Source organism: Shewanella sp. ULN5 (assembly GCF_030731885.1).
In the GTDB taxonomy this organism is placed as follows: domain Bacteria; phylum Pseudomonadota; class Gammaproteobacteria; order Enterobacterales; family Shewanellaceae; genus Shewanella; species Shewanella holmiensis.
In genome coordinates, this window is the sequence record NZ_JAPJEE010000002.1 from 218288 (window position 1) to 239733 (window position 21446).

The 21446-nt window shown below is 41.4% G+C and carries 19 protein-coding genes; 2 read left to right on the forward strand and 17 right to left on the reverse strand.

Annotated features, from left to right (window positions below; all coding sequences use genetic code 11):
* Positions 1 to 117 precede the first annotated feature (117 nt).
* The 11 genes from ORI98_RS03045 to sdhC all read right to left on the reverse strand — a co-directional run bounded on the left by ORI98_RS03045 (position 118) and on the right by sdhC (position 12637).
* Positions 118 to 1611: a lytic polysaccharide monooxygenase gene (locus ORI98_RS03045; RefSeq protein WP_306134202.1), complete on the reverse strand. Its 1494-nt coding sequence runs from the start codon at positions 1609 to 1611 to the stop codon at positions 118 to 120.
* Between the two features lie 781 nt (positions 1612 to 2392).
* Positions 2393 to 2590: a serine hydrolase gene (locus ORI98_RS18130; protein WP_371931112.1), complete on the reverse strand. Its 198-nt coding sequence runs from the start codon at positions 2588 to 2590 to the stop codon at positions 2393 to 2395.
* Between the two features lie 130 nt (positions 2591 to 2720).
* Positions 2721 to 2945, reverse strand: coding sequence for a hypothetical protein (locus tag ORI98_RS03050; RefSeq protein WP_306134203.1), 225 nt, complete (start codon positions 2943 to 2945; stop codon positions 2721 to 2723).
* A gap of 85 nt (positions 2946 to 3030) precedes the next feature.
* The gene (sucD, locus tag ORI98_RS03055) at positions 3031 to 3903 is read right to left on the reverse strand and encodes a succinate--CoA ligase subunit alpha (RefSeq protein ID WP_188839882.1); all 873 of its coding nucleotides are present in this window, start codon (positions 3901 to 3903) and stop codon (positions 3031 to 3033) included.
* The gene (gene sucC / locus ORI98_RS03060) at positions 3903 to 5069 is read right to left on the reverse strand and encodes an ADP-forming succinate--CoA ligase subunit beta (protein ID WP_188739245.1); all 1167 of its coding nucleotides are present in this window, start codon (positions 5067 to 5069) and stop codon (positions 3903 to 3905) included. The genes sucD and sucC overlap by 1 nt, the downstream gene beginning before the upstream one ends.
* A gap of 78 nt (positions 5070 to 5147) precedes the next feature.
* Positions 5148 to 6335: a 2-oxoglutarate dehydrogenase complex dihydrolipoyllysine-residue succinyltransferase gene (odhB, locus tag ORI98_RS03065; protein WP_261297883.1), complete on the reverse strand. Its 1188-nt coding sequence runs from the start codon at positions 6333 to 6335 to the stop codon at positions 5148 to 5150.
* Positions 6336 to 6363: 28 nt separating this feature from the next.
* Complete coding sequence (gene sucA / locus ORI98_RS03070; RefSeq protein WP_306134207.1) at positions 6364 to 9186, reverse strand: 2-oxoglutarate dehydrogenase E1 component; 2823 nt, start codon at positions 9184 to 9186, stop codon at positions 6364 to 6366.
* Between the two features lie 224 nt (positions 9187 to 9410).
* Positions 9411 to 10118 (reverse strand): succinate dehydrogenase iron-sulfur subunit, encoded by a 708-nt coding sequence (locus ORI98_RS03075; RefSeq protein ID WP_188839885.1) that lies wholly within the window; start codon positions 10116 to 10118, stop codon positions 9411 to 9413.
* 15 nt (positions 10119 to 10133) lie between these two features.
* Positions 10134 to 11900, reverse strand: a complete 1767-nt coding sequence (gene sdhA, locus ORI98_RS03080; RefSeq protein WP_261297885.1) for a succinate dehydrogenase flavoprotein subunit — start codon at positions 11898 to 11900, stop codon at positions 10134 to 10136.
* Positions 11901 to 12248, reverse strand: a complete 348-nt coding sequence (gene sdhD, locus ORI98_RS03085) for a succinate dehydrogenase, hydrophobic membrane anchor protein (protein WP_261297886.1) — start codon at positions 12246 to 12248, stop codon at positions 11901 to 11903.
* Positions 12242 to 12637, reverse strand: coding sequence for a succinate dehydrogenase cytochrome b556 subunit (gene sdhC, locus ORI98_RS03090; RefSeq protein ID WP_188839888.1), 396 nt, complete (start codon positions 12635 to 12637; stop codon positions 12242 to 12244). Before sdhC ends, sdhD begins: the two co-directional genes overlap by 7 nt.
* 414 nt (positions 12638 to 13051) lie before the next feature.
* Between sdhC and ORI98_RS03095 the strand changes: the two genes are divergently transcribed.
* Positions 13052 to 14338: a citrate synthase gene (locus ORI98_RS03095; RefSeq protein ID WP_261297887.1), complete on the forward strand. Its 1287-nt coding sequence runs from the start codon at positions 13052 to 13054 to the stop codon at positions 14336 to 14338.
* 57 nt (positions 14339 to 14395) lie between these two features.
* On the opposite strand, the gene ORI98_RS03100 is transcribed toward ORI98_RS03095, so the two are convergent.
* Both ORI98_RS03100 and cobB read right to left on the reverse strand, forming a co-directional pair.
* Positions 14396 to 14869, reverse strand: a complete 474-nt coding sequence (locus ORI98_RS03100) for an AAA family ATPase (RefSeq protein ID WP_261297888.1) — start codon at positions 14867 to 14869, stop codon at positions 14396 to 14398.
* Positions 14866 to 15600, reverse strand: a complete 735-nt coding sequence (gene cobB, locus ORI98_RS03105) for a Sir2 family NAD+-dependent deacetylase (RefSeq protein ID WP_261297889.1) — start codon at positions 15598 to 15600, stop codon at positions 14866 to 14868. Before cobB ends, ORI98_RS03100 begins: the two co-directional genes overlap by 4 nt.
* Before the next feature lie 610 nt (positions 15601 to 16210).
* Here cobB and fur point away from each other — a divergent pair.
* Entirely contained in the window at positions 16211 to 16642 is a 432-nt protein-coding gene (gene fur / locus ORI98_RS03110; RefSeq protein WP_188839892.1) for a ferric iron uptake transcriptional regulator, read from the forward strand.
* A gap of 64 nt (positions 16643 to 16706) precedes the next feature.
* Here the strand turns inward: fur and ORI98_RS03115 are convergent, their stop codons facing one another.
* The 4 genes from ORI98_RS03115 to ORI98_RS03130 all read right to left on the reverse strand — a co-directional run bounded on the left by ORI98_RS03115 (position 16707) and on the right by ORI98_RS03130 (position 21305).
* Positions 16707 to 17207 (reverse strand): GNAT family N-acetyltransferase, encoded by a 501-nt coding sequence (locus ORI98_RS03115; RefSeq protein ID WP_306134337.1) that lies wholly within the window; start codon positions 17205 to 17207, stop codon positions 16707 to 16709.
* A 101-nt stretch (positions 17208 to 17308) separates the two neighbouring features.
* The gene (locus ORI98_RS03120) at positions 17309 to 17725 is read right to left on the reverse strand and encodes a MarR family winged helix-turn-helix transcriptional regulator (RefSeq protein WP_261297890.1); all 417 of its coding nucleotides are present in this window, start codon (positions 17723 to 17725) and stop codon (positions 17309 to 17311) included.
* An 81-nt stretch (positions 17726 to 17806) separates the two neighbouring features.
* Positions 17807 to 18247 carry a DUF1285 domain-containing protein gene (locus tag ORI98_RS03125; RefSeq protein WP_306134209.1) on the reverse strand — a complete coding sequence of 147 codons (441 nt, stop codon included), beginning with the start codon at positions 18245 to 18247 and terminating at the stop codon, positions 17807 to 17809.
* 13 nt (positions 18248 to 18260) lie between these two features.
* A complete protein-coding gene (locus tag ORI98_RS03130; protein WP_306134210.1) occupies positions 18261 to 21305 on the reverse strand; it encodes an FAD-binding and (Fe-S)-binding domain-containing protein in 3045 nt (1014 codons plus the stop codon).
* Positions 21306 to 21446 lie beyond the last annotated feature (141 nt).

Below are 21446 nucleotides of genomic sequence, written 5' to 3' on the forward strand. Positions count from 1 at the left end.
ATATCAATATCAATTGAAAATCGATAGTGATGGGCTATAGCTAATGCTGATCGAATCTCATGAGCATTCACCAAATTGCATAAATAACCCTATATAACCAATTCTACCTTTAACAATCTAACGCCATACTCCCCATTCGCCAGTGGTTCCAGGCTCTTCACCTTGAGTCCACCATTGTGCGGTCCACTCTTTGCCTTTATGATCAACCTTGTCGCCACCAGTATAAACCGCTTTAGGATCCCAATTTGAACCAGGCTCTGGGCTTGGCCCCGGACCAGGATCGACCTGAGTAGGTAAAACCGTAAAACTATATACAGTTGTATCTTGCTCATCTTGAGCTGAAATGGTTAATTCAAAACTCAACTGATGCTCAGAATTATCAAGTGAACCAGTGTGAATCATCAATTCATTATTCGAACCAATTTCAGTTTCAACAGCTGAGCCACTTATTTGATTCCACGATACCGAATCGATATCGCCTACACTGTCTTTTGGCGTTAACACAACAAAATCGCCATAGTTAACCGTAGCATTTTCAATCACTTGCAAAACGCTAGGTGTTATAACCGCTTCGACATATTGATTAGGTGGCGAAATACTGAACTGACCAGATGCTTCACTGTTTTTAGTGTTAATGAAGTTATTATGTAATTCATCACGGAAATACATATAGTGATTCATTTGTGCATGCCAACGACCAATAAACACATGACCACCGAAATTGGTTTCATAGTAGCCATTAACTTGCGAGGCCAATAAACGATCCCAATCTGTGATATTTTCTTGAGTGATGGTTAATGAAAATCGGCTATGCTCGACCCCATCTTTATTAAATACAGTGTAGTTAACCGACTCGCCAATTTTAGGCGTCGATAACTCAATATCACTTGGAATAAATGCATCACCCTGCTCTAAATAAGGCAAGCCTGGCTCAGGTGGGTTGATAGCACCTTCATCTGAAATGGTAATATCACTGCAGTTATAAAACCCCTCACCAACAGCATCATCACGTTGCCAGCGAGTATACAAAATTGCATCACCATTACGATTAGCTGGAATAGTCACATTCATGCGGTATTTTTTGTCGCTATCCACAGCGACGTTGCCATATTCCTGGATAAGCGTTAAGTCATCCCATTTTAAAGGCTTAGAAACATCAACACCGGCTTTAGTGATATAAAATTGCCAGAAAGAAGGGTTATGCGGTGCCGTGGCATTAAACACTAATTCAAAAGTGCCTGGCTGCATTTTAGTCCGCGTCCACTCAGAATGTTCAGCACCCATACCACTTTTTTGTGGATCGTTGGCATAACATAAACTGCCATCTGGCACTGCCGCTTTAACTGCGTCCATATTATTGTAATGAGGTGCGGCAATATTGATGGCAAACTCATTACGTTGCACAAATGGATAAGTACCAGATTGCGCTTTAGCTTGCGCACAGGCAGCATTTGGTGGTGTCCCAGACCACAGTCCACCTTGCTCATAACAGATTGATTGTCTCGCCTCAGGAAATTCGGTCCAACCATGCGCATGAGCTTGTTGTTCAGGGAGAGTGATTTGAATTGCAGTTAAAGCAATTGCTACACCCCAATATGTTGTACTTTTCATTAAAAAGTCCTTTATTATTTTATGAGAAAATCTGTGATCTTTTTCAACATCTAACATGTGTTAAGTCACAGCCCAATATTATAAAACGACTTTAGATTATTTTTAGTTAACTTTATGAATAATTTACTTTTTAAACTCTCATACGATTACTTAATACTCATTTAGGCTGTTAATTCGCATCCAGACATGATGCACCTGTTATGTAAACATTCATTGATGTAATGAGTTTACTTTCTATGCTCGTTTTATGTTACGAATTTGCAATGTATCAATGATTGAATCTAATCCTGAATGGGAATGTGCTTATAGCGCAGCTAGAGAAATGACGATTGAACATAACAATACTTAAAGCTGATTAAGTTGCGTTCAATCTTGTGTTAAATTTGGAGCTACAAAGTATATTAATGGGTGAATTGGACTGTGGATGAACGCTGAAATAAAAGCGTTTTAGTTCGCTGACACCATTGAACATAGCTATGAACAAACATTTTGACCGAACTAAACTAACGCGAAAAACCAGATAACATTCACTTGAAGACTAATGAGGTATTGTGCAGCTTAATACCAACTAAAGTCGTTTTAAAGAAAATATTGGCATTTCTACAGCAGCCATAAAATACCTGCTGTGGCTAATTATTAGATAAATACCAAATGGCTTTTGCGGTAGATTGATCATGAGAGGCCTTTTCGAAATCCATATTTCGATCAGCCATAGTGACAATAAGAGAAAAATCATTGGCAGCAGCTTTGGCGACAACAGATAACCTTGTCAGCTAAAAAGCTAAACCATAAAACCCCTTAATATTTCACTCGTGTAGCGATCAACTCGCTGGTCATTTATACCAAGACGACGCAACATCTTGGTTACGGCTTCTCGCCCTCCAGCAAGTGTTAAACATATATCGGTCGCCGTATTGTCACTGGCGGTTAGCATCAATTCAATCAAGTTTGCTACAGATAACTTTAAACCGGAATGAATAAAGGCTTCAGCTCATGCATTATCACCAGCAACCATCAGATCAGGTGTGACATCAATTAAATCAGACAACTTAACCTGACCTTTCTCAACACGATTTAACAAGGTAACCGCAATTTATAGGTATTGGCAATCACAAGCGATTCATCGTCATTAACCGTGATGCTATTTCCTGTGCAGCCACGCCAATATGTCCCGGTAATCCCTGCGAAACACGCTCAATTTTGTCAGAATTAGCGTTAAAATTATGTTCCGAAACCAATACTGGCTGAACAACAAATGACGAGACGATTATTGTAAAAATAGCGCGACTTTTGGTTTCATGAAATTCATCCTTAAAGTAATATTTTTTATCCATTAAGCTTGTTAAACCTAAAAAAATTACACAAAAAATGCGCAACAAAAAAGGCGCCTAAGCGCCTTTTTTCTAGTAAGTAACGATATTACCAACCAGTACGAGTACGTAATGCTTTACCAATGTCAGCTAAAGAGCGAACAGTAGTTACGCCAGCCGCTTCAAGAGCAGCAAATTTATCAGCAGCTGTACCTTTACCACCAGCGATAATTGCGCCAGCATGGCCCATGCGCTTACCTTCTGGTGCTGTCACACCAGCAATGTAAGATACAACAGGCTTAGTTACGTGTGCTTTGATATATTCAGCCGCTTCTTCTTCAGCATTACCACCAATTTCACCGATCATAACAATCGCTTCAGTTTGTGGATCGTTTTGGAACATTTCCAATACGTCGATGAAGTTAGTACCAGGAATTGGGTCACCACCGATACCTACACAAGTAGATTGGCCGAAACCTTCGTCAGTCGTTTGCTTAACCGCTTCGTACGTTAATGTACCGCTGCGAGAAACAATACCGACTTTGCCTGGTTTGTGAATGTGACCAGGCATGATACCAATCTTACATTCACCAGGAGTGATAACACCTGGACAGTTAGGACCGATCATACGTGTGCCAGTTTCTTCTAGCTTCACTTTCACTTGTAACATATCAAGTGTTGGAATGCCTTCAGTGATACAAACGATTAGCTCAAGGCCTGCATCGATTGCTTCAAGAATGGCATCTTTACAAAATGGTGCAGGTACGTAAATAACAGTTGCAGTTGCACCTGTTGCTGCTACAGCATCTTTAACAGTGTTAAATACTGGAAGACCTAGGTGAGTTTGACCACCTTTACCAGGAGAAACACCACCAACCATTTGCGTGCCATAAGCAATCGCCTGCTCAGAGTGGAAAGTACCCTGACCACCAGTGAAACCTTGACAGATTACCTTGGTATCTTTGTTAATTAAAACAGACATTATTTGCCCTCCGCAGCTTTAACAACTTGCTCAGCCGCGTCAGTTAGACTTGTTGCCGCGATGATATCAAGACCAGACTTAGCCAATACTTCACGACCTAATTCGGCGTTAGTACCTTCAAGACGCACAACTACTGGCACTTTAACGCCAACTTCTTTCACTGCACCGATAATACCTTCAGCGATCATATCGCAACGAACGATACCACCGAAGATGTTAACCAATACCGCTTTAACATTGCTGTCAGAAAGAATGATCTTAAATGCTTCAGCAACACGTTCTTTAGTTGCTCCACCGCCAACATCTAAGAAGTTAGCTGGCTTGCCGCCATGTAGGTTTACGATGTCCATTGTGCCCATTGCTAGGCCTGCACCGTTAACCATACAACCTACGTTGCCATCTAACGCAACATAGTTTAATTCAAACTTAGCCGCGTGCGCTTCACGAGCGTCATCTTGAGATGGATCGTGCATCGCTTTGATTTTTGGTTGACGGAATAATGCGTTGCCATCAATACCAATTTTGCCATCTAAACAGTGAAGGTTGCCTTCAGTGGTGATAACAAGTGGGTTGATTTCTAATAACGCAAAATCATGGTCGTTAAACATGTTAGCTAGACCCATAAAGATCTTAGTGAACTGCTTCATTTGAGTTGGGTTTAAACCTAACTTGAAGCCAAGATCACGTGCTTGGTATGCTTGAGGACCTGTTAACGGGTCGATGATCGCTGTGTGAATAAGCTCTGGAGATTCTTCAGCCACTTTTTCAATTTCAACGCCGCCTTCTGTCGATGCCATAAAGACAACGCGACGCGTGCTACGGTCAACAACTGCACCTAAGTACAATTCGTTGGCGATATCAGTACAGCTTTCAACTAGGATTTTAGCAACTGGCTGACCTTTAGCGTCAGTCTGATATGTTACTAAGTTTTTACCTAACCAGTTTTCAGCGAATGCTCTGATTTCGTCTTTATTGCCGGTAACTTTAACGCCACCTGCTTTACCACGGCCGCCTGCGTGTACTTGACACTTAACAACCCACATATTTCCGCCAATGTGGCCAGCCGCTTCAACTGCTTCTTGAGCAGTATCACATGCAAAGCCTTCAGAGACTGGTAAACCATATTCGGCAAATAAAGATTTTGCCTGATACTCATGCAAATTCATGATGATCTATCCATATACTTCTAATCAAATCCTACTGGCTCAACTTGAGCCAGCGACGAGGGTGTGTCTAGTTGACTCTTATAGGTCAAGCAATAGACGAGTTGGATCTTCTAAGAAGTCTTTAATAGCGACTAAGAAGCCAACTGACTCACGGCCATCAACGATACGATGGTCATAAGAGAGTGCTAGGTACATCATAGGCAGGATTTCAACCTGACCATTGACAGCCATTGGGCGATCTTTAATAGCATGCATGCCTAAGATAGCGCTTTGCGGCAGGTTCAAAATTGGGGTCGACATAAGCGAACCGAAAACACCACCGTTAGTGACGGTAAAGTTACCGCCGGTCATGTCTGCAACAGATAATTTTCCGTCACGGCCTTTGATTGCTAATTCACGCACTGCTTTTTCAATTTCAGCAAGGTTCATAGTATCGGTATCACGTAGCACAGGAGTAACCAGACCACGTGGTGTAGATACAGCAATGCTGATATCAAAATAGTTATGGTAAACAATATCATCGCCATCAATAGATGCGTTTACTTCAGGGAAACGCTTAAGTGCTTCAGTGACCGCTTTGATGTAGAAAGACATAAAGCCTAAACGGATACCGTGGCGCTTTTCAAAGATATCTTGATATTGCTTACGGATATCCATGATTGGCTTCATGTTAACTTCGTTAAACGTCGTTAACATTGCTGTAGAGTTTTTCGCTTCTAACAAACGCGTTGCGATTGTTTTACGTAAACGCGTCATTGGCACACGCTTTTCGCTGCGGCCTTCTAAAGGTGCTACTGGCGCTGCTGCAGGTTTTGCTGCTGGAGCTGATTTAGCAAACGCTTCAACGTCTTCTTTAGTAATTCGACCGCCAACTCCTGTGCCTTTAATTTTTGCAGCATCAAGATTATGCTCCGCAATTAAACGACGTACAGATGGGCTTAATGCGTCATTAGACTCATCAGTAGCTGGTGCAGCGTCTGCAGCAGGAGCCTTAGCTTCCGCTTTAGTCACTTCTTGACCAGCAACAACACCTGCGATGAACTTTGCAATAACTTGCTCACCTAAAACGGTGTCGCCTTCTTGGAACAATAATTCAGAAATTGAACCATCTTCAGGGGCAACAACTTCTAGAACAACTTTATCGGTCTCAATATCAACTAAGTTTTGATCACGAGATACCTGTTCGCCAGGTTGAACATGCCAAGTTGCAATAGTTGCATCAGCAACTGATTCTGGTAATACCGGTACCTTAATTTCGATACTCATGGAAAGCTTCCCTTTATATAAATTATCTTTACGACAGTTTTAATGCGCTATTCAATAATGATTCTTGCTGTTGTACATGCAACCCTGGATAACCACAAGCAGGTGCAGCTGACGCTTCACGACCCGCATAAGTTAATTGAGCGCCTGCTGGAATATTAGCCCAGAAGTGATGCTGACTACAGTACCACGCACCTTGGTTTTGAGGCTCTTCCTGACACCAAACAAAATCAGTAACATGTTGATATGTTTCTAATGCTGCACGCATTTCCACATCTGGGAACGGATACAACTGCTCAACACGAATGATTGCAATGTTAGTGATGTTTTCTTTACGACGTCGTTCAAGTAGCTCGAAGTACACCTTACCGCTACAGAACACCACGCGATCAACTTTGCTTGCATCTAAGGTATCAATCTCACCAATGATATTTTGGAAAGTTCCTTCAGCAAGCTCTTGCATGCTAGACACGGCTAATGGATGACGTAACAAAGATTTTGGTGACATCACAACCAGTGGACGACGCATTGGACGCACCACTTGGCGACGCAGCATATGATAAACCTGTGCCGGTGTTGAAGGAACACACACTTGCATATTATGGTTAGCACATAACTGTAAGAAACGCTCTAAACGGGCACTTGAATGCTCTGGACCTTGACCTTCATAGCCGTGAGGTAACAACATAGTTAGACCACATAAACGGCCCCACTTTTGCTCACCTGACGATAAGAATTGGTCAATCACTACTTGGGCACAGTTAACGAAGTCACCAAATTGAGCTTCCCAAATGGTTAATCCGCCAGGTTCTGCAGTAGCATAACCGTATTCAAATGCTAACACTGACGCTTCCGACAATACTGAGTCGGTAATATCAATCGGGGCTTGTTCTTCGGCAATATTGCGCAGCGGCATGTAAGTAGATGCATCTTTTTGATTATGCAATACCGCATGACGATGGAAGAAAGTACCACGACCAGAATCTTGACCGGTTATACGGACACGTTTCTTGTCTTCAAGGATTGAAGCATAGGCTAAGGTTTCTGCAAACCCCCAGTCTAATAGCTTCTCGCCTTTAGCCATTAATACACGGTCACCGTAAATCTTTTCAACACGTGATTGTAATTTATGACTTTCTGGAATATCCACTAACTTATTGGCTAAGTTTTGTAGACGCTCCATAGACATAGCACCTGCGTAATCTTCATCCCACTCGCGATTCAGATAAGGAGTCCAATCAACCGTATGTAGCGTCATTGGACGCCACTCTTTAACGACACAATCACCCGCATCAAGCGCGTCACGATAGTGGTTGATTAACCCTGTTACTTCATCTGCAGGAATACTGTTTTCAGCAATCAGCTTGTCAGCATAAATCTTACGTGGGGTTGGGTGTTTTTTGATTTTTGCATACATTAGCGGTTGCGTTGCACTCGGCTCATCCGCTTCGTTATGGCCGTGACGGCGATAACACACTAAATCAATCACAACATCACGTTTGAACTCGTTACGGTAATCAACAGCCAATTGAGAAATAAACGCAACAGCTTCAGGATCATCAGAGTTCACATGGAAAATAGGTGCCTGCACCATTTTAGCGATGTCAGTACAGTATTCCGTTGAACGCACATCTGCATGGTTTGACGTAGTAAAGCCAACTTGGTTATTCACTACGATGCGGATGCTACCACCCACTTTAAAACCACGGGTTTGAGACATGTTAAATGTCTCTTGAACGATACCCTGACCTGTAATAGCTGAGTCACCATGAATAGTGATAGGCATGACTTGTAAGCCATCTTTACAACCACGACGATCTTGACGTGCGCGCACTGAACCGATCACCACTGGGTTAACAATTTCCAAGTGAGATGGGTTAAAGGCTAGCGCTAAATGAACATTGCCACCTGGCGTTTCGAAATCTGATGAGAAACCTTGGTGATATTTAACGTCACCTGAACCGTGGGTATCAGCGTGTTTACCAGCAAACTCGTCAAATAACTCACCAGGACGTTTACCTAGAATGTTAATTAATAAATTTAAGCGACCACGGTGAGCCATACCAACGACGATTTCTTTAGTACCCGCTTCACCTGCGCGATAAATAATCTCACGCATCATCGGCACTAATGCATCACCACCTTCTAGCGAGAAACGTTTAGCGCCTGGGAATTTAGCACCAAGATATTTTTCAATACCTTCCGCAGCATTCAGGCCTTCAAGAATACGTTTCTTAACTGCTGGACTGTAGTTAGCTTTACCTAAGGTTGGCTCAAGACGTTGTTGGATCCAACGTTTTTCGTCTGTGTCAGTTATGTGCATATATTCTGCACCGATAGAGCCACAGTAGCTGCTCTTAAGCGCAGAAATAATATCCGCAAGCTTCATGGTTTCACCGCCTAAGGCGAATGAACCCGTATTAAACTCACGCTGCATATCTTCTGCAGTTAACCCGTGATAAGCCGGATCTAATTCCTGAACTTCATCACGCTTCCACAATCCTAATGGATCGAGTTTGGCATTTTGGTGTCCACGAAAACGATGAGCATTAATTAACTGAAGAACTTTAACCTGTTTTGCATCTAACTCTGGGTCGCTTACGCGAGCTGCGCCTTTGGCACGACTTTCAAGAGCTAAACTACGGAAATAGTCACGAACTTTAGAGTGGGCAGCTTCCGGTGCATCTTTAGCGACACCGTTAACTGGAGGGAGGTTATCAAAAACAAGCTGCCAATCAGCTGAAACTGATTGCGGATCTTCTTGATAGGCTTCATACATCTCTTCTACATAGGTCGCGTTCGAACCACTTAAGTGAGACGACTCGAGCCAGGCTTTCATGATGCCTTGGTGCATTGTTATTCCTTTCAAACTTGATACACGTGCTAGCCATAATGCATAACAATGAATCTCATCGCCATGCTTAACTTTCTATCTCTGCCAAAGACTTGTACTAAATAACGAATTTCACAAACTCATGACAAAGGTAATCCATAAACACACAAAAGAGCCATCTCCTACTCAGCAGATGGCTCTCAAAAAGAGCTAATTAAACAGGTTAAAAGGCTCTTCTATGTTCATTAAACAGCTCGCTTCAGTAGCATTGACTTAATATGGCCAATAGCTTTAGTTGGGTTTAATCCTTTAGGACAAACATCAACACAGTTCATGATACCGTGACAACGGAACACACTGTAAGCATCGTCAAGCTCAGATAAACGCTCTTCTGTAGCGGTATCACGGCTGTCGATTAAGAAGCGATAAGCATGTAATAAACCACTTGGTCCGATAAACTTATCTGGATTCCACCAGAAAGACGGACAAGCGGTAGAACAACATGCACACATGATACATTCATATAAACCATCTAAGTGCTCACGCTCTTCAGGTGATTGTAAATGTTCACGTGCTGGTGTTTTTTCATCATTGATCAAGAAAGGTTTGATTTTCTCATACTGTTTATAGAATTGAGTTAAATCAACCACAAGATCACGTACTACTGGCATGCCAGGTAACGGACGAATTTCAAGCTTTTTACCCTTGAAGGTAGAAACTGGCGTAATACACGCTAGTCCATTTTTACCATTCATATTGATACCGTCACTGCCACACACACCTTCACGGCATGAACGACGGAACGCTAGCGTTGGGTCTTGTTCTTTAAGCTTAATTAATGCATCTAACACCATCATATCCGTGCCATCTTGCACTTCAAGGGTGTAATCCTTCATGTATGGCTTAGTATCTACATCAGGATTATAACGATACACTGCAAATGTTAATTTCATCTTTGCAACTCCTGCTTAGTAAGTACGTTTCTTCGGAGGGAAGGCTTCACGTAACTTAGGCGCCATATTCACATCACGTTTAGTCATTGATGTATCAGCTGGGTCAAACAAACTGTGGCATAACCAGTTGTCATCATCACGCTCTAAGAAGTCTTCACGAGAATGCGCACCACGACTTTCAGTACGGAAGTTAGCAGCATATGCTGTTGCTAACGCAGTAGCCATAAGGTTATCTAGCTCTAAACATTCAATACGTTGAGTGTTGAACTCTCTTGAGTTATCAGAAAGTTTGGCATTATCTAAACGTTTTTGAATTGCTTGAAGCTGTTCTAAACCTTCAGCCATTGCATCACCAGTACGGAATACAGAGAAGTTTAGTTGCATACAAAGTTGTAAATCTTTACGAATTACTGCTGGATCTTCACCGTCTTTGTTACTTTCCCAGCGATTTAAACGCGCAAGAGAAGCATCAATGTTTGCGGTAGAAGCATCTTTAGGATCAGCAGTTGCATCAAGCGCCTTACCTAAATGTTGACCTGCTGCACGTCCAAATACGACTAAGTCTAATAGTGAGTTACCACCAAGACGGTTTGCACCGTGAACAGATACACAAGCGATTTCACCCACAGCAAATAAACCAACAACTTCAGATTCAGTGCCGTCTTTATCCATACGGATAACTTGACCGCTCACTTTAGTCGGTAAACCACCCATCATGTAATGGCAAGTTGGTAATACTGGGATTGGACCATCAGCCGGATCAATGTGCGCAAACGTACGTGATAATTCACATACACCTGGTAAACGCGCTTCTAGGGTTTCTTTACCTAGGTGATCAAGTTTTAGTAAACAGTGTGGACCTAAAGGACCATCAAGACCGCGGCCTTCACGAATTTCAGTCATCATTGAACGTGCTACCACGTCACGAGATGCTAAATCTTTCGCGTTAGGCGCATAACGTTCCATGAAACGCTCGCCATCTTTATTTAATAAGTATCCGCCTTCACCACGACAACCTTCAGTAACAAGTACACCTGCGCCAGCAATACCCGTCGGGTGGAACTGCCACATTTCCATGTCTTGTAATTGAACGCCAGCACGTGCTGCCATACCCACGCCATCACCCGTGTTGATATGTGCGTTAGTGGTTGAAGCGTAAATACGCCCTGCGCCACCAGTAGCCAAAATCGTTGCTTTACCTTTGAAATAAACGATTTCACCGGTTTCGATTTCGATTGCAGTACAACCAACAATCACGCCATCATCGTTTTTTACTAGGTCTAACGCATACCACTCAGAAAACACTTGAGTTTTATGCTTAACGTTTTGTTGATATAAACAGTGAAGCAATGCATGACCTGTACGGTCAGCAGCAGCTGCTGTACGTGCCGCTTGTTCGCCACCAAAGTTTCTTGATTGGCCACCAAATGGACGTTGATAAATTGTGCCATTTTCAAAACGAGAGAATGGTAAACCCATATGCTCAAGTTCAATAATCGCTTCTGGACCGGTTTGACACATAAATTCGATAGCGTCTTGGTCACCGATAAAATCAGAACCTTTAACCGTATCGTACATGTGTTGTTCCCAGTGATCTTCATGCGCGTTACCTAACGCAACAGTGATACCACCTTGCGCAGACACTGTATGAGAACGTGTTGGGAAAACCTTTGATAAAAGCGCACAGCTTTTACCTTCTTTAGAAATCTGTAATGCTGCTCGCATACCAGCGCCACCGGCACCAATAACGATTGCATCAAATTCGCGTACTGGAATACTCACTTATACACCCCACACTATTACGATGCCGGCCGCTAAATAACTGAATGCGGTCACAACAAAGGTAAACTGTAATACACCACGTAACGACGTGCATTTAACATAGTCAGTTAATACTTGCCACACACCAATCCATGCATGGACAAGTAGAGCAACTAAAGCTAACAAGGTAAATACTTTCATTGGCAATGTGCTGAATAAGCCGTGCCAAATGTCGAAAGTTAGTGGCGAACTACACGCGATAAATCCAACCAAGAAGATTGTATAACAAGCTAGGATCACCGCACTGGCGCGTAGTAAAATAAAGTCATGAACACCACTGCGTCCAAAACTTGCTGCGTTAGTTACCATACCCAAATCCCCGCTATGATTGAAAAGGCTGCTGCTAAAGCAAATGTCACTTTAGCTGAAGCGATACCTGAAGCTAATTCTTCCCAACGACCAGTATCCATGATCAAGTGACGGATGCCACCTAATAAGTGATAACCAAGCGCGGTTAGAATGCCCCAAAGGATGAACTTCATTACGAAACCATCAAACAAGGATTGTACGCTAGCGAAGCCTTCAGCAGAGGTTAAAGTAGAATTTAACAACCACAAAAGTATACCAATAGCGAATAGCATGATGACACCGGAAATGCGGTGTAGGATTGATGCGATAGCTGTCGCAGGGAAGCGTATCGTCTGCAGGTCTAGATGGACAGGTCTTTGCTTTTTCACGTTCTGCTCACTCAGCTCCATTGAGCATTATTTTTGTTATGTATTTCTTTTTTGCTTAAGACATCAACGCCAAAAAAGTGTTAACAACATGTTTAAGCAAAAAACAAACTACTATCAAACACCTAACTAATTGAGAAATCACTAATTTAGATTGTAAAATAATCATTTCAAAAGTGTGATGTCTGTCGCCCTTAAGGACGCAGGCAAGTATACTCGCGAGAATTGTCAAATACAAACATCACATTATGCAAATTATGTTTTTTTATGAATTTTTTATTCTAAAGCCCAAGGTGCAAGGCTTTTAACAGGGTATATACCATGGTCTAACAAATTTAAACGCTTATTTAAATTGATCTGATATCCCTTTCCACTGTAAAGTAATGTCCGCTTAACATGCCGCACTCATATAAAAGAATGACGTAAGGAGAACGGGGTATGGCTGATAATATAGCCAAATTAGAGTTACCAGGTAACGATTCAATCGACTTACCAATTAAGAAAGGTACTGAAGGGTTTGATGTAATCGACATCAGTACATTGGGAAAGAAAGGCTATTTCACTTTTGATCCTGGCTTTCTAGCAACAGCATCTTGTGAGTCTGCAATCACATATATCGATGGTGACCAAGGTATTTTATTGCACCGTGGCTATCCAATTGATCAACTTGCAACTGAATCAAGTTATTTAGACTTATGCTATCTGCTCCTTTACGGAGAGTTGCCATCTAAAGCTGATTACGACAAATTCGAAACCACAGTGAAAGAACACACTATGGTTCACGAGCAAATCGCATTCTTCTTCCGAGGTTTCCGTCGTGACGCACATCCAATGGCGATGCTATGTGGTGTGACAGGTGCACTTTCTGCTTTCTATCAAGATTCTCTTGATGTGAACAATCCAAAGCATCGTGAAATTGCTGCTTATCGCTTGGTGTCTAAAATGCCAACTATTGCTGCAATGTGTTACAAGTACTCAATGGGTCAACCCTTTGTGTATCCACGTAACGAACTAAGCTATGCGGGTAACTTCTTATCTATGATGTTCGCAACACCATGCGAAGAGTATAAAGTTAACCCTGTAGTTGAACGTGCAATGGATCGTATCTTTGTTCTTCACGCAGATCACGAACAAAATGCTTCAACGTCTACAGTACGTTTGGCTGGTTCTTCTGGTGCTAACCCATTTGCGTGTATCGCAGCGGGTATTGCATCATTATGGGGCCCTGCTCACGGTGGCGCGAACGAAGCTTGTCTTGCTATGCTTGAAGAAATTGGTTCAGTGGATCGTATCCCTGAATTTATTGAAAAAGCCAAAGATAAGAATGACCCATTCCGTTTAATGGGCTTCGGACATCGCGTTTACAAAAACTTCGACCCTCGCGCGAAAGTTATGCGTGAAACGTGTCATGAAGTATTAAAAGAACTTAAAGTGGTTGATCCATTACTCGATGTAGCAATGGAGCTAGAGCGTATAGCACTTGAAGATGAATACTTCATCTCTAAAAAGCTTTACCCGAACGTTGATTTCTACTCTGGCCTAATCATGAAAGCCATTGGTATCCCTAATGATATGTTTACAGTGTTATTCGCATTGTCTCGTACCGTTGGTTGGATTTCACACTGGAAAGAAATGTTAGATCAACCAGGCCACAAAATTAGCCGTCCTCGTCAGTTATATACTGGTGAATCAGCGCGTGATTTTGTCAGCTTAGATAAACGTTAATCTATTAATGTTTATACGAAAAAGCGCCTTAGGGCGCTTTTTTTATGCGAGTAATACTCAATCTATCTCAAATAACTTCGCCATTCTTTGGATCTGTTTTAGTGAAACACTATGCTTATTTCGTTGCGAACATAGCTCTTGATGTTCCACTGATTTAGGATCGCCGATAAGCACTACTTTTACTTGGTAGCCAAGCGCAACAGCAGCCGTTTTATAAGCAAGATACTCCCAATGACAGACATTAGTATTATCGCAAATCACCACAGGTTCAGCTCTTGCTAGCGCTTCAATGAATAAACTCAAATTAAGTTGATGGTTTTGTGACAGCTTATTGATATCAAATCGATATTCGCCATCGTTAAAAAAAAGATTATCTGTTGAATAATAGCCATATTGTTTAATCTGAGTCGCTACGGATAGCGGCTGAGATTGTATAAATTGCTCTACCCAGTAGGATTTTCCACTACCGGGTAAACCGCGCATAATAATGACCAATTTACTGTCATTTTGAGCCTGATTTACATCACTCATGATGCAATCGGTTCACTACCGAGGGTTTTACCCTTGAGAATATCTTCAACCAGTTGTGGAACGATATCCCCCGCTTTACCGGTAAAGTGATATTGAAATTGGCTGTGCCTATCTGGTGCGACTAAATTGACCTCAACGGTTTGTGCACCGTGGTGATTAGCGCTATCAACAAAGCCCGCAGCAGGATAAACGGTGCCAGATGTACCAATTGCAATAAACAAATCACAATGATCGAGTGCATCATGAATTCTATCCATACCAAATGGCATTTCACCAAACCATACTATGTGAGGCCTTAAGCGCATTGCAGGAATACAACAAGTACAGCAGTTATCAGGCCCAAACGGTTCTCGAAGAATAAAGGTTTGTAACGACTTTGGACACCGTCCCTTAGACAATTCGCCATGCATATGTAGTAAACGACGTGAGCCTGCTCTTTCATGGAGATCGTCCACGTTTTGGGTGATCACTAGAAGATTGCCATCAAATTCAGCTTCTAATTTAGCTAGCGCAATATGCGCAAGGTTTTCACTGACTTCATCTGAATGCAATTGTTGCCAGCGGTTATTGTAAAAACGTTCTACTAGTTCAATATCTTTAGCGTAACCTTCCGGTGTAGCAACATCTTCAATATGATGCTGTTCCCATAATCCATGTTGATCGCGAAACGTACGAATACCTGATTCAGCAGAAATGCCTGCGCCGGTTAACACGACAATATTCCGGTACATTGTGCTTCCTTTTTAATATTGGCTTGAATTAATAAATCAATATCATAGCCGGATTTAACTCATAAGCTACACTAGCAAAAACTGCGATTAACCTGCAATCGATTGCTGCAGTAATCCTGAAGTTTTGGCTATTTATAGCGCTAAAAGTTGTCACTTTATAGTGACTAAATAAACGTGATAGTCATCTGACTTAACCTTAACGCTGGTTAACAGATTTACTCACTATTAATATGATTAATTAAATATACGCGACCTCTTCATCCGACGATTTTTAGTGGTAACAGGCGAATTTTCGTGTCAAATAAGTGGCCTATTGCATGTAAATTCAACGCTACTCCCGTCGAAAAATAGCCGCTAAAAGAAGATTAATTAACCAATATCAGGTTACATATTATTATCCAGTGTCGCTTGAACCTAAATATATCGCAATAATCCCTTAGTATAAGTAAGCTTATTGTCGCAAATGGGATGTATTTTATTGCACTGTGGACAATTTTTATATTAATAACCAGATTAAGCCACTTAGAGGTTTAAGTTTTCATATTCAACACATATAATGATTTCATTATCCACGGACGAACCGATTGGTTCTGCAATCAAGAGATTAGCAATGACAGATGGAAATCAAGCCCTTAAAAAAGCCGGTTTAAAAATTACCCTGCCGCGAGTAAAAATTCTTGAGCTAATGCAAAATCCTGAAAACCAGCACATTAGCGCTGAAGACTTATACAAGAAATTGTTAGAAGTGGGTGAAGAAATTGGCTTAGCCACTGTATACCGTGTACTCAACCAATTCGATGATGCTGGTATTCTTAACCGTCACCATTTTGAATCCGGCAAAGCCGTTTTTGAAATGTCGACTCAAAAGCATCATGATCATTTAGTCTGCTTAACCTGCGATAAAGTTATCGAGTTTTCTGATGAGGTGATTGAGCGTCGCCAAGATGAGATTGCGATGCGTCATAATATTAAACTGACACATCACAGCTTATATTTATACGGTCACTGCACCAATGATACCTGTGACCACGCTGACGAATAAATCGACGTCGATAAAAAAACCAGCTGATACGCTGGTTTTTTATTGTCTACACAATGCAAACAAGCTAAAACTCGCGCTGGTAAACATGGACTTTGTGGCCTAAATATTCGCTTTGTTCAAATAACGACATACCGACCTTTTTAGCCACACCTTCAGAACCTTGATTACCATGTAGGATCAGCGCAATAAACAAATCGATGTTAAATTGGGGTTGAAAAGTATTTACAGCAGCTTGTGCTGCTTCATAGCCAATGCCTTGGCCCCAATATTCTGGAAAATAGCGATATCCAAGTTCGACTTTATTAAACTCAGGTAAATATTTAGGCCCACAAAAACCGATGACTTTATTATCATCTTTATGATGCACAGCCCAGCGCCCAAAACCATGCTTTGCGTAATCAGCTAGGATCACATTATGGTAAATATCTGCTGCTTGGGCCTCATGAGTGAAAGGCTCCATAGGAATATAAGTCAGCATTTCAGGTACGCTGTTCATCAAAAACAGAGCTGGAATATCTGGTTCGGTGAATGGCCTAAGAATAAGCCTGTTGGTTTCAGTAATTATTTCTGTTGGTAATTGACTGTTATCAACCATGATTGTGCTTCCATTTGAACAATTATCGACAAAATAATGTTAACACAAAGTTGATATGTAAAAAGATAGAATTAAGCTATTTTGTTGATTTTATTAAGAAGTCGCATTAACTCATCTTGTTCATCTGTGGTTAATAGTGCTAAATAATGCTCGTTGACCCACTCTGCCTCGTGAACTAAATCATGCTCTAAGGCTTTACCATCATCTGTCAGAAATATTTGAAATGCGCGCCTGTTGTCCGCTTCTTGATGGCGGGTAATCAGCCCCTGTACTTGTAGTTGATCAAGCAAGCGGGTCATGGTGTAGTTAGCAACATCACAGCGTTTTGACAATTCCGTTTGGCTTAAGCCTTCTTCTTGCCATAAGGTAAATAACACTGGCCAAAGTTTAATATCCAATTCGTAGCGTTTCAAGCGTGTATCTAGCGCTTGCTGCAAGGTCAAATTAAGGTGTGATACCAAATAATTTAAACTTTCATAACGTTTCATTGATACCTCCTCATTACACCCATCAATATTTTATTGATGTAAACTTGATACTGATATTAGCATACGCTAGAAAGGGACAAATTAGTCAAAAGATAAATATTCATTTATATAACGATAATAACAAGCACGGTTCAGGCTTGCTATTAACCCTTTATTTAAACTGACCAAAATGCCCTTCTCTTTCACTTCAATTGCAGTATCCGCGACATGAAATCTTGTATCAAGACTACTGGTAAAGCAAAATCCATCATCATTTTTCTCGACATCAACCAGTAACAACGGCCAAGATTCGACGGCGACTTTCACTTTTTCAACGGGTGTAATCAAAAAGTATTCACCGCCAATACAATGCAGAATATGGCTGAACATTCGAGCAAACTTTGTCGGTAATGGGCTATCAAGATAAAGCCAACGTCCGTCAGATAAAATACGAAACAGCACATCTTCACTGCATAACTTTACACCACTTTGGTGAGTGAATTGAGCTATTGAAGAGACTGTTTCTGTATCGCTATCTGTCATGTACTGATTAGCCTTAATTGTTGTTCAATAAAGTTAAAAGTGCTTCTATCGGATGTTTAGGACTGAATTTAGCGAAGCGTTTTACCTGGCTACGGCATGAATATCCTGAGACTAAAATTTGCCCTTTTTCAGCGATGTCATCGATACTTGATTGCCATGACATTTCAAATAAGGCTTTAGAACGCTCAAGGTTTTCAAGTTCATGGCCATAGGTTCCAGCCATCCCACAACACCCTAGATTCAAACTAGTGACCTTTGCGCCAAAATGATTAAAAATAATTTGCCATTCTTTAGCCGTATTAGGTTTAGCTGTTGATTCTGTACAATGACTAAACCAAGTGAACTGTTCAGGCACCTCTTTGCTTATTTTAGGACAATGCTCAATGGCATTAACTAACCATTCATTCGCCAATTTGACTTCAAAATTACCGCGTTTTTGCCCTAATGCTTCTTTATATTCATCGCGGTAACAAAGCACTAATGCAGGGTCTAAGCCTACCATCGGCATACCGAGCGCATGCAACTTATTCAAAAAATCGGCACTGTTTTGCGCAGTTTTAGCAAATTTGGTTAAAAAACCTTTGATATGACTGGGTTTACCATTCGGTTTAAATGGTAACAATACGGGTTTAAATCCAAGTTTTTCAATTAATTGTATAAATCGATACACAATATCGGCATCATAAAATGAATTAAATGGGTCTTGCACTACTAACACATATTGGCTGCGGTCCGCCTCTGGCACGGCATATAAGTCATCTAATTCGTAACCTCGGCTTGGGTGACCATCTAAGCGTTGTTTCAATGTCGGAACAGAAAGCTTGGGCGAATCGACATAGCCAATTGTCTTTTTGATAATCCACTGACTCACAGGGTTTTGCGATGCAAAGTTAGTCACTTTTGGCATTGATGCCATCAATGGCAGTGAATCTTCAATTCCAGCCACTAAGTAATCTTTTGCAGGACGTAAGTATCGTTTGTAGTAAATATCAAAAAATTGCGCTCGAAACTTTGGTACGTCAACTTTTACAGGGCATTGACTTGAGCAAGCTTTACAAGCCAAACATCCTTTTAACGAGTCCATGACTTCATGGGAATAATCATAATCTCGTTTCGCATTTATGGTATTTTGCGCTCTTTGAAGCAAACTTGACGATTTAGCTGCCGCTAACTCATTAACATCCACCCCTTCAGCTTCGAGTAATCTTAACCATTCTCGCATTAATCCCGCACGACCTTTAGGTGACTGAATACGATCGCCAGTGGCTTTAAATGATGGACACATAGGCGAATAAGCACTGTAGTTAAAACAAAGGCCATTACCATTACAGTTCATGACATCTGGAAAAGCATCACGCACTTGAATTGGAATTTGACGATCAAAACTACCACGCTTGGCACTGTCGACGTTAAACATTAACGGCGCCGATTTTGGCGGCGCGACTAATTTTCCTGGATTTAAGCGATTATCGGGGTCAAACAAACCTTTAATTTGTTCAAGCACACCATAAAGTTCATCACCAAATACCGCGGGACCATATTGACCACGAACACCTTTACCGTGCTCGCCCCACATTAAACCACCATATTTTAGTGTTAATGCGGCAACCTCATCAGAAATGACTTTAAGCAATTTTTCATCGGCTTCATCACACATATCCAGAGCTGGACGGACATGCAATACGCCTGCATCGACATGACCAAACATGCCATATTGTAATTGATGACCATCTAACAGTGCTCGAAACTCCATAATAAAGTCGGCTAAGTTTTCAGGTGGTACCGCGGTATCTTCTGCAAAAGCGATAGGTTTACGTCGCCCTTTCGTTGCACCCAGTAAACCAACCGCTTTTTTACGCATAGCATAAATTTGCTCAATACTGGGTTTATCGTTAGTAATTTGAAAACCCACTAGGCCATAGAGTTGATCATTGAGTTGTTGAGTTAATACCGTTTCTAAGTTGGCTACTTTTAAGTTAACTTCAGCATCATCTCCGGCAAACTCAACCATGTTTAAGCCTTCAATAACCTTATTAGGCACATCTTTGATCAGATCAGAAACTGAATGCCAAATAATGTCTTGTTTAGCCAAATTGAGTACTTTTGAGTCGACCGTTTCAACAACGGTGGCTTTGGCTTGAACTAACGATGGTGCATGGCGTAAAGCTGATTCAAACGAATCATATTTGATATTTACCATCATCCGTGTTTTAGGCAGTGGCGTAATATTCAGTTTCGCCTCGGTGATCACCGCCAAAGTCCCTTCAGAACCGGTTAATATGCGAGAGACATCAAACTGTGTTAAGTCATCATTCCAAACATGCTTTAAATCGTAACCCGTTAAAAAACGATTTAATTTCGGAAAACGGCTTTCGATTAATTTGCGCTTATCAAGGCACACATCGGAAATAGCGGCAATAATAGTATCAGCTAGCGAGTTTTCGGTTGGAGAGGCATGTACGGCATCTTTATTTATTGGCCTTGAAGTTAATACACTGCCATCAATCAATACACTAGTAAGCCCTAAAACATGATCTGAGGTTTTGCCATAGACTAATGAGCCCGCCCCAGATGCGTCCGTGTTGATCATGCCGCCGACAGTGGCACGATTTGACGTCGATAAATCAGGACTAAAGAAAAAGCCATGGGGGCGTAAGGCGTCATTCAATGCATCCTTAACCACTCCCGCCTGTACTTTCACCCAGCCTTCTTTCGCGTTGACTTCTATAACTTGGTTCATGTGACGTGACACATCTAATATCAAACCGTGTGTCAAAGACTGGCCATTAGTGCCTGTTCCACCACCACGTGCGCTGAACGTCACGGCTTTAAACTCAGGTTTTGCCGCTAGACGTAATACCAGTTCAACATCTTTTTGGCTAGCAGGATAAATAACCGCCTGAGGTAAGAATTGGTACACTGAGTTATCGGTAGCTTGGATCAGTCTGGCACTATAACGCTTGTCAATTTCACCATTAAAGTCACTTTGTTCTAACGCATCTAAATACGCTAAATAAACGGGTTCTAATGTTTGTTTGTGTGAGAGTAAAGGTAACATGGCAGACTTATTATTAATTTTGAGTTACCGCCATTATAAACAAAAAAAAGCCGCTAAAAAGCGGCTTTTTTAACAAGTTGATAAAAATACGTGTTCTGGAATTAACCTAAATGCTTAATCACATTCAAAGCCCGTACTTTA